An 8,767-nucleotide genomic window follows, 5' to 3' on the forward strand; every position below is an offset into this window, starting at 1 on the left:
CGCTACACCTGACCGGCGCCGCGGCGTTAGAATGATCCCACGCGCTACGGCAGCGCACTTGGAGGGAGAGCCACGAGCATGCGCCAAGTGAAACATCTGCTGGAAAACAAGGGCAGCCAGGTTTATGCCATCGCACCGGATGCACCGGTGCTTGACGCGATCAAACACATGGCAGAGGAACGTGTCGGGGCTCTGCTGGTCATGCGTGGCGACGTATTGATCGGGATCGTTTCCGAACGCGATTATGCGCGCAAGGTGATCCTGCAAGGCCGCTCCTCGGCACAGACGGCAGTTTCGGAAATCATGAGCAGCCCGGTGCTGACGGTCTCTCCCGATACGGACGTGTTCGACTGCATGCGCCTGTGTACCGACAGCCGCATCCGCCACCTGCCGGTTGTACATCATGAGACGGTGGTCGGTGTGATCTCCATCGGCGACCTGGTCAAGGAAGTGATCGGCGAACAAGCCGAACAGATCGAGCAGCTGCAACGCTATATCGCCAGCTGACCGAAACCATCGCCAGGCATCCAGGGCGTCTAGGCGGCGCGCCGCTCGGCCGCCTCGGGTGCCACTTCGGGTGTGCGCCCGACCAGCCGCGATATCCAGGTTGCGAGCGCCGACACACCGACGCCGATGGAGGCCATCGTGGCGACACCCACGCCGAGGGAGCCCAGCAAGCTCACTCCACTGGTCACCACGAAATCGCCCAGGCGCCATACGGCAGTTTCGATGAAGTTCTTGCCCTTGTAACGGGTCTCGCGCGGCACACGGGTATACAGCGCGTCGGAGGCGGGTTTGGTCATGCCGTAGGTAAAGCCGCGCGAGCCGATCATCAGTATCGCCAACAACGGCATCCCGAAGGTCAATTCCGGCACCCCCACCGGACCCCAGAGAGCTACCGCCGTCAGCAGCAGCAGATTGACTATAGCTGTCACGATAAGGGCCGACACGGCGCCACGCCGCATCATCAGCCACCGGGTCACCGTCAACTGTAGCAAGGCGCCCAGCAGGTTCGCGTAAAGATCCAGGTCGTTGTAGAAGGCCGTGCGCGCGATCCTGTCCGTCAGGTGCTGCTTGCTGTAATCGGCCAACAGGGCATAAGCCAGTGTGCCTACGCCGTCACCCAACAGCATGAGCAGCGCCATATAGCGCAGGAAGGGCCGCGTCGCCAGTTCCTTGATGCCGGCCCACAGCGAGCCGCCGATCGGCTCGCCCTGGCGGCTATCGGCACGATCCTGCTCGGCCGAGAGGAACAGCAGCACCCCCAGGGACAGTGCAAGCGTGACGGCCGAAACGATCAGCAAAGGAGCCACGCCAATGCGTTGCACCAGCAGTTTGGTAACCAACGGTCCGAAGATCGCGCCGGCCATCCCGCCCAGGGCAATCAGCGGAAATACGCTGCGCGCGCGAACGCCGGTGAAGATGTCGGCCATGAAGCTCCAGAACAGCGACACCACGAACAGATTGAAGATACTTACCCAGACATAGAACACCACGCCGAGCGTGCGCGCACCGATCTGGTCCTGAACCATGAACGGCGGCACGAAAGCGAGCAGGCAGAGGATGAAGAAGCAATAACTCCAGGCGAGCAACTGCTTGCGCCGGAACCTGGCTACCAGAGCGCCGAACAGCGGCGTCATGGCCAGCATCACTACGAAGACAGCCAAGTAGAACAGCGGCAAGGATTGCGAGCCCACCGCGCCGCTCAGCTGATCGCGCACGGGGCGGATGATGTAATAGGCGGTCATTACAAAAAAGAACGCCAGCGCGGACAACGTCGGGGCGGCATGCGAGGACGCGGCAGAGGGGCGAGCGTTCAACGGTGTGGAGTCCGACGTAGGGCCGCGGCAAGCCTATCATGCAAACCTGGGCTGTTGCTTCGCAACAACACGCGACCCTGTCGCCTCCTGCCGCAAGGGGACGAACCCTGGCGGCATGCGGTTGTCCAAGCAACGACGCAGAGGATGCTCTGACGGCGGCCGGAGCGGCCATCGATACCGCAATGTCCTGCTCGTTGTGACTCGACCGGAAGTGCACGACAATCGAGGCATAACAAGCTTTCTCCACTCCATTTTCCGCCAGGGCGTTCCCCGCCGCCGAGACCTCGTTGAGCAGCATGTCGTTCCGCAATCTTTTTCTGTTGATCGTTGGCGCAACCGGCCTCGCCGGTGCCCCAGCCTGGGCTCAGGTGACCGGCAGCGCCGAAAGCACCGCAACGCACCCCGTAACACCCAAGCACGAAGAGCTCCCGCCCGAGCGGGTGAAGGAGACTCTGGTTGCCTATAAATCCTGGCTGGACGACCTGGAAAAACGCAACGCCGTCGCCGGAATGGCCACGGCAGTGGTCGTGGACGACAAGGTCGTTTTCGAACACACCCTGGGCTACGCCGATGCGGCTACCGGCGAGCCGGTCACACCCGACACGGTGTTCCGGCTCGCCTCTCTGTCGAAGGCCTTCGCTACGGCCGTCACCGGCGTGCTGGTCGACGATGGCAAGCTTGGCTGGGATACCAAGCTGACCGACGTGTTGCCGTTCTTCAAGCTGAAGGACGCCCAGGCATCCAATCTGGCGACAGTGCGCGACATTCTCGGCCAGCGCCTGGGTCTGCCACGCAACACCTACGACAACATGCTCGAGGGCAATATTTCCTACGAGGAGCTGGTGCGCAAGCTCGACGAAGTCGACATGGCTTGTGGTGTGGGCCAGTGCTACGGCTACCAGAACGTTGCCTTCAGCCTGATCGGCGATGTGTTGTACGCGCAGACCGGGGAATTTTTTTATCGGCTGGTGGATAAGAACATCTTCTTCCCGCTCGGCATGAAGACGGCCAGTTACGGCCGCGACGCGCTCGAATCCAGCAAAAGTTGGGCACGCCCGCATCGGGCGGCCGGTCGCGGCAGTTGGGTGCCGTTCGAGCCAAAGGAGACTTACTATCGCGTCGCGCCAGCAGCCGGCGTCAATGCCAGTCTGCACGACATGGAGCAATGGCTGATTGCGCAGATGGGCGGGCGCCCCGATGTTCTGCCGCCATCGCTTCTGGATACGCTACACGACCCTGGTGTGCCGACGCCGATCGAGATGCATTCCACGCCATGGCGGCGCGCGCGCATCACCGACGCCCACTATGCTTTGGGCTGGCGCGTGTTCCGGTATGGGGGCGAGACGCTGATCTTCCATGCCGGAGCCGTCGAGGGCTACCGCACGATGATTGGCTTCTTTCCGAAATATCACGCCGGCATTGTGTCCATGTGGAACTCCGCCGGCCCGGTACCTTCTGGCCTGATGCCCATGGTCTTCGACAGCATGCTTGGCCTGCCGCATGTGGACTGGGCCGATCTGGAAGGCGCCGAGCCGGAAGATATCGCGCCGGCCAAGGCGGCTCGAAACGGCAAGAAGGCGAAGGCAACGGGGAAGAAGGCAAAGAGGAAGAAGTGATGGGGTGAGGTTGCGCGCCATGGCGCGCTGTGACGCCGCTCGCTTCGCTCGGTGTCAGGGGGGAGGAGAAAAAGCAAAAAGCCCGCAGGCCACAGGTCCGCGGGCTTTTGCTTTTCTTGCTCTTCCTCGTAACTCTTTACAGGCCGCGTAGCGGCCCCCTTTCATAGCGCGCCATCGGGCGCGCGACCTCACTCAGTTCAACTTAAACTCGATCCGCTGCTGCCGTTCCGTCGCTACCGGCGTACCGCCCTGGGTAGCCGGCTCGTACTTCCAACGCGTGACGGCATCCATAGCGGCGCGATCGAACACATGCCGTGGCTGGGAGTCGACCACCTTGACGTTGCCGACGTTGCCCTCGGCGGAAATGGTGAAACTCACCTCCACCCAGCCCTCCTGCGCCGAGCGCATGGCAGCGGTCGGATAGCGCGGCTGGCCCCCTTTGATCAGCACCGGACCATGCGTGCCGGAGCCGCCGCCTTCGCCCGCCGCGGCCGGCTGCGGCACCGCAGCGGCGGCTGTCGACTGCTGTTGCTGTCGAGCAGCCTCGGCCGCTGCGCGCGCTTGCGCCTGGCGCTGCTGTTCGGCCAGGGCTGCCTTCTGCTGCTCAGCGGCCAGGCGATCGGCTTCGACCTTATCGTTAGCGGCCTTCTGCGCGGCCAACTGAGCCTGCCGCTCCTTATCCGACGCCGCCTGCTGCTCGCGATCCTGCAGCTTGCGCTGCGCATCGAGCTTGGAGCGCAGGATAGTCAAGGTGTAGTTAGCCGGATCGGCCTTGGTCAGCAGATCGATCTGACGCTGGGCTTCGTTGAAGTCGCGCTGGTTGATCGCCTGCTCGGCCGAGTTCGCGCCGAACGGGAAGGTTTCGCGCAACGCATCGACCGCCACCTGGTTTCCCGGCTGCTTCTCCAGCACCTTCAGGTAGAACTCGAACGCGTTGTTGCCCGCCGGCGTAAGCATGCGCTGCTCGTTCATCGCCTTGCGAGCTTCGGAAAGCAGCTGGTTGAGGCTCATCGCACCCACGTTGACCGGTGGCGGCGCAGCCGTGGGGTTGGCGGTCACCGGCGTAGACGGGTGACCGCCGGATTCGGACAGCAGCAGGTCTTCATGCGGCTTGATGATCAGGAACCATGCGCCGGCAGCGAACAAGGCGATAACGGCGACGATGGCAATAGCGACAGGGCGTATAGCCCCACGCGCGTAGCGACGCGCTTGATGACTGTTTCGGGTATCCATGATCTCACTCTGAGTCGTGCCAGATACCCGCGCTGTTTCCCCCTGTGAAACTCTAGGAGCGGAGACCTCCCCAGGCCGCCGCGGCGCGGATGTGAGCGAAAGGTAACCGTAATGGAGCGGGTCCGCAAATCGCCGGAAACATCACAGTCCAGAACAATCAAACCGAGCTAGGGGGATCTTGCGGTCCGCCTGGAAATTACGACCCCTAAAACGAAGCGTCCCAGCCAGGGCCGGGACGAATCGCTTTCGAAATACTCCCTGCGCTGGGCAACCGCAGGGAGAGAAATCGAGTCTTATATAGTTGCTTTAATTACTTGGCCTTGGAGGCCTTCGGGGCCTTGGCGGCGCGGGTGGCCTTGACCACCTTCGCAGCAGCAGCCTTCTTCACGGTACGCTTGGCAGCCTTCTTGGCAACCTTCTTCGTCGCGACCTTCTTCACCGAAGCCTTCTTGGCGGCGGCAGGACGCTTGGCGGCGGCCTTCTTCGCGGTCTTGCGGACAGTCTTCTTGGCGGCCTTCTTGGCAGCCGGCTTACGGGCGACCGGGCGCTTGGCAGTCGACTTCTTAGCGGCGGTCTTCTTGGTGGCTTTCTTAGCGGCTTTCTTGGTGGCTTTCTTGGCAGTGGCCATAGTTCGTCTCAGCTCCTCATCAGTTGGCAGTGGTTGCCCAGTAAAAGCATGCAGGAACGCCTCAACCAGCAGATCGCTGTTAGTGGCGTGCCTTAAATTGTTCACTTGGCGACGGGTACGCTCATCGGACAACAACCTCAGCACGTGCAGCGGAATCGAGACCGTGATCTTGCGTACTGCACCGGCCTTTTCCCCGTGCTCGACATAAGGCTTGATGAATTTCGATGGCGTCATGGCACCTCTTCCCCGTGATCCGAAGCGAAAGCTATTCCTGAAAAATTCTACTGTCAATTGATTTTAGCTGTGAAATCAGTGCGTTTCACCTCCCCCTCGACACCCCCGAAAGCGGCTCGACGCAAGGTCTCCGGACACTTGGCGGCATCTTTTTTTGGACATCCATACTGATGGAACGCCATCTGCGGCACTTGCCGAAAAATGCAAAAAATCCCTATAAATTAGCTGTTTTGTTCAGGTCATCGATTGATTTTCCTTGCACATCAAACAGATCAATGCAGCCATAAAATCGGTGCCGATCAGCACACCGAATCGCCCCGTCTGGATGAACGAAAGTCGACCGAAACGACCCAAAAAAAAAATTTTGTGTCACCCCTCCGAGGGGGCCGAATACACACCCTCGACCGGTCGCATCGCTTACGTCGCGAACCGACGACCGATGTGAGCGACCCTTCGGCGAACAAAAAAAACGGCCGCCTCGTCGGCGGCCGTGATGCGAACGGACTCGCGAGTGCGAAGGATCAGTGATCGTCTTCTTCCATCACCTCGGCGTAGTCGTCCGCGCTGAGCAGCTTGTCCAGTTCCTCGCGATCGCTGATGCGAACGGCAAAGATCCAACCCTTGCCAAAGGCATCTTCATTGATGGTTTCCGGGCTGTCGTTGAGCTCTTCGTTGACTTCCACCACCTCGCCGGAGACCGGCGAATAAATGTCCGAGGCTGCCTTGACCGACTCGACCACAGCAGCGCCTTCGCCCGCCTTTACCTGACTGCCGAGCTCCGGCAGTTCGACGTAAACCAGATCGCCGAGCTGGCTCTGCGCATGGTCGGAGATACCCACGCGCACCAAGCCGTCGTCTTCGACTCGGGCCCATTCGTGGGACTTGAGAAATTTCAGATCGCCGGGGATCTCGCTCATGATGGGCTCCTTAGGTTTAGCGCTCGAAGGGTTCGGATGGGGTTCGGTGACGGCCGATTGTACCGACAGCCACCGCATGACGACACCGTTTAAATGCCAGGTTGCGGCTTGCCGTCGCGGACAAAGGGATACTTGACGATCCGCACCGGGACTTCGCGCCCGCGGATGTCCACCCGCACATCGTCGGGCGAGCCTGCGGGAATGCGCGCGAAAGCGACGGCCTTGTTGAGCGTGGGGGCGAAGCTGCCGGACAGGATCTCGCCTTCACCGAGCGAGGTCAGCACCTTCTGGCCATGCCGCAACACACCCTTCTCGTCCAGTACCAGGCCGACCATCACACGCTTGACGCCCTCGGCCTGCTGCCGTTCCAAGGCCGCACGGCCGATGAAATCGCGCCCCTGATCCAACGATACCGTCCAACCGAGGTTCGCCTCCCACGGCGAAACATCTTCGTCCATATCCTGCCCGTAGAGATTCATGCCTGCCTCCAGGCGCAAGGTGTCGCGCGCTCCCAGACCTGCCGGGCGAACGCCGGCATCGGCCAACGCGTTCCATAAAGCAACCGCATGCTCATTGGGTAGAACGATCTCGAAACCGTCTTCGCCGGTATAACCGGTGCGTGCCACAAACAGCGGCATGCCCCCCGGCCCCTGCGCTGCGGCCGCGGCAAACTTGCCGAGCTTTTCGATACGCTGGCGATCGACCTCATGCAGCAGACCGAGCACCTTTGCTCGTGCCTGAGGGCCCTGCACCGCGATCATGGCGAAATCCGGCCGTTCCTTTACCTCGACGCCAAAGGCTGCGGCCTGCTGGGCAATCCAAGCCAGATCCTTGGCACGCGTGGCGGCGTTGACGACCAGGCGGAAGTGGGCCTCGTCGAAGAAATACACGATCAGGTCGTCGATAACGCCGCCGTGTTCGTTGAGCATGCAGGTATACAGAGCCTTGCCCGATACCTTCAGCTTGTCGACGTTGTTGGCCAGCAGGTGGCGCAGAAAATCGCGCGCACCTTCGCCATGCAGATCGACCACGGTCATATGGGATACGTCGAACATGCCGGCGTCCTGGCGCACGGCATGGTGTTCCTCGATCTGCGAGCCGTAGTTGATCGGCATGTCCCAGCCGCCAAAATCGACCATGCGCGCGCCGAGGGCGCGATGGGTGTCGTTGAGTACGGTCTTTTCGGTCATGGCCACGTGCTCTGGGGAAAGTTATGGATTATCGCCGCCCGAAGGCATCCATCCAAGTCCAGGTCCGGTTACGGGGCCGGATATCGATCGGGAGCGCCGTGCTCAAGTACGTGGGACAGCACGATGGCGGCCAGTTGCTCGGCCCCGCCCTCGCCTCCCTGAAGGTGGAGTTCGGGGCTCGATGGCGCCTCGTACGGCGAGTCGATGCCCGTGAAATTGCGGATGTCACCCGCTCGCGCCTTGCGATAAAGCCCCTTCGGATCGCGCCGCTCGCACTCGGCCAGCGGCGTATCGACAAAAATTTCGACGAACTCCCCCTCGTCAAAACGTTCGCGGGCGAACTGGCGCTCGCTGCGAAATGGCGAGATTACGCACACCAGTACGATCAGTCCCGCATCGACCATCAGATGAGCGACCTCGGCCACGCGCCGCACATTCTCCACACGGGCTTCGGGTGTGAAACCCAGATCCTTGTTGAGGCCATGGCGCAGATTGTCGCCGTCGAGCATGTAGGTGTGGTAACCCAGGCTATGCAGCCGACGCTCAACCAGATTGGCGATGGTCGATTTGCCGGCGCCCGATAGACCGGTGAACCACAAGCAACGCGCATATTGGCCCTTGCTGGCGCTGCGCGCCTCCTTGCTGAGGTCCAGATGCTGCCAATGAACGTTGGCCGATCGGCGCAGAGCGAAATCGAGCATGCCGCAGCCGACAGTGGCGTTCGTCTGGCGATCGATCAGGATGAACCCACCCAAGGTCCGGTTGACCGAATAAGGCTCGAAAGCTACCGCATGATCCAGATCGATATTGCAGTAGCCCACTTCGTTCAGGTCGAGGCGGCGAGCGGCCAGTTCGGCCTGCGTATTGACGTCGATCTTGTGCTTGATCGAGGTAATCCGCGCGTTGACCGTGCGGGTACCGAGCTTCAACAGATAGGTGCGGTTGGGCAACAGCGGCTCATCGCCCATCCATAACAGATGCGCGGCGAACTGGTCGGCAACCGGCGCGGGGCGCGACGCCATGGAGATGACGTCGCCGCGGCTGATATCGACCTCGCGATCCAGCGTCAACGTCACGGCTTGCCCCGTCTGGGCGCACGACAAGTCCCCGTCGGCCGTAACGATACGCT

7 protein-coding genes and 1 pseudogene are annotated in these 8,767 nt (G+C 61.5%); 2 read left to right on the top strand and 6 right to left on the bottom strand.

The genetic code is table 11. The features are described from left to right. Nucleotides 1-78: 78 nt before the first annotated feature. Nucleotides 79-507 (top strand): CBS domain-containing protein, encoded by a 429-nt coding sequence (locus VIM98_RS19415; protein WP_331994750.1) that lies wholly within the window; start codon nt 79-81, stop codon nt 505-507. Nucleotides 508-536: 29 nt separating this feature from the next. Here the strand turns inward: VIM98_RS19415 and VIM98_RS19420 are convergent, their stop codons facing one another. Further along, a complete protein-coding gene (locus VIM98_RS19420) occupies nt 537-1,748 on the bottom strand; it encodes an NTP/NDP exchange transporter (protein WP_414650245.1) in 1,212 nt (403 codons plus the stop codon). A 368-nt stretch (nt 1,749-2,116) separates the two neighbouring features. On the opposite strand from VIM98_RS19420, the gene VIM98_RS19425 reads away from it, so the two are divergent. Then, nucleotides 2,117-3,436: a serine hydrolase domain-containing protein gene (locus VIM98_RS19425; RefSeq protein WP_331994756.1), complete on the top strand. Its 1,320-nt coding sequence runs from the start codon at nt 2,117-2,119 to the stop codon at nt 3,434-3,436. 192 nt (nt 3,437-3,628) lie between these two features. Here the strand turns inward: VIM98_RS19425 and VIM98_RS19430 are convergent, their stop codons facing one another. The 5 genes and pseudogenes from VIM98_RS19430 to cysC all read right to left on the bottom strand — a co-directional run. After that, a complete protein-coding gene (locus VIM98_RS19430; protein WP_331994752.1) occupies nt 3,629-4,669 on the bottom strand; it encodes an energy transducer TonB in 1,041 nt (346 codons plus the stop codon). 631 nt (nt 4,670-5,300) lie between these two features. Next, nucleotides 5,301-5,531, bottom strand: a pseudogene (gene metJ / locus VIM98_RS20700) (met regulon transcriptional regulator MetJ); the annotation flags it as partial. 521 nt (nt 5,532-6,052) lie between these two features. Beyond that, nucleotides 6,053-6,448, bottom strand: a complete 396-nt coding sequence (gene gcvH, locus VIM98_RS19440) for a glycine cleavage system protein GcvH (RefSeq protein ID WP_331994753.1) — start codon at nt 6,446-6,448, stop codon at nt 6,053-6,055. Between the two features lie 89 nt (nt 6,449-6,537). Next, nucleotides 6,538-7,638 (bottom strand): glycine cleavage system aminomethyltransferase GcvT, encoded by a 1,101-nt coding sequence (gcvT, locus tag VIM98_RS19445; protein ID WP_331994754.1) that lies wholly within the window; start codon nt 7,636-7,638, stop codon nt 6,538-6,540. Nucleotides 7,639-7,706: 68 nt separating this feature from the next. Next, the coding region (gene cysC, locus VIM98_RS19450) for an adenylyl-sulfate kinase (RefSeq protein ID WP_331994755.1) at nt 7,707-8,767 on the bottom strand (1,061 nt) is incomplete at its 5' end.

Origin of the sequence: Dyella sp. (assembly GCF_036568765.1) — a bacterium.
Lineage (GTDB): Bacteria > Pseudomonadota > Gammaproteobacteria > Xanthomonadales > Rhodanobacteraceae > GSA-30.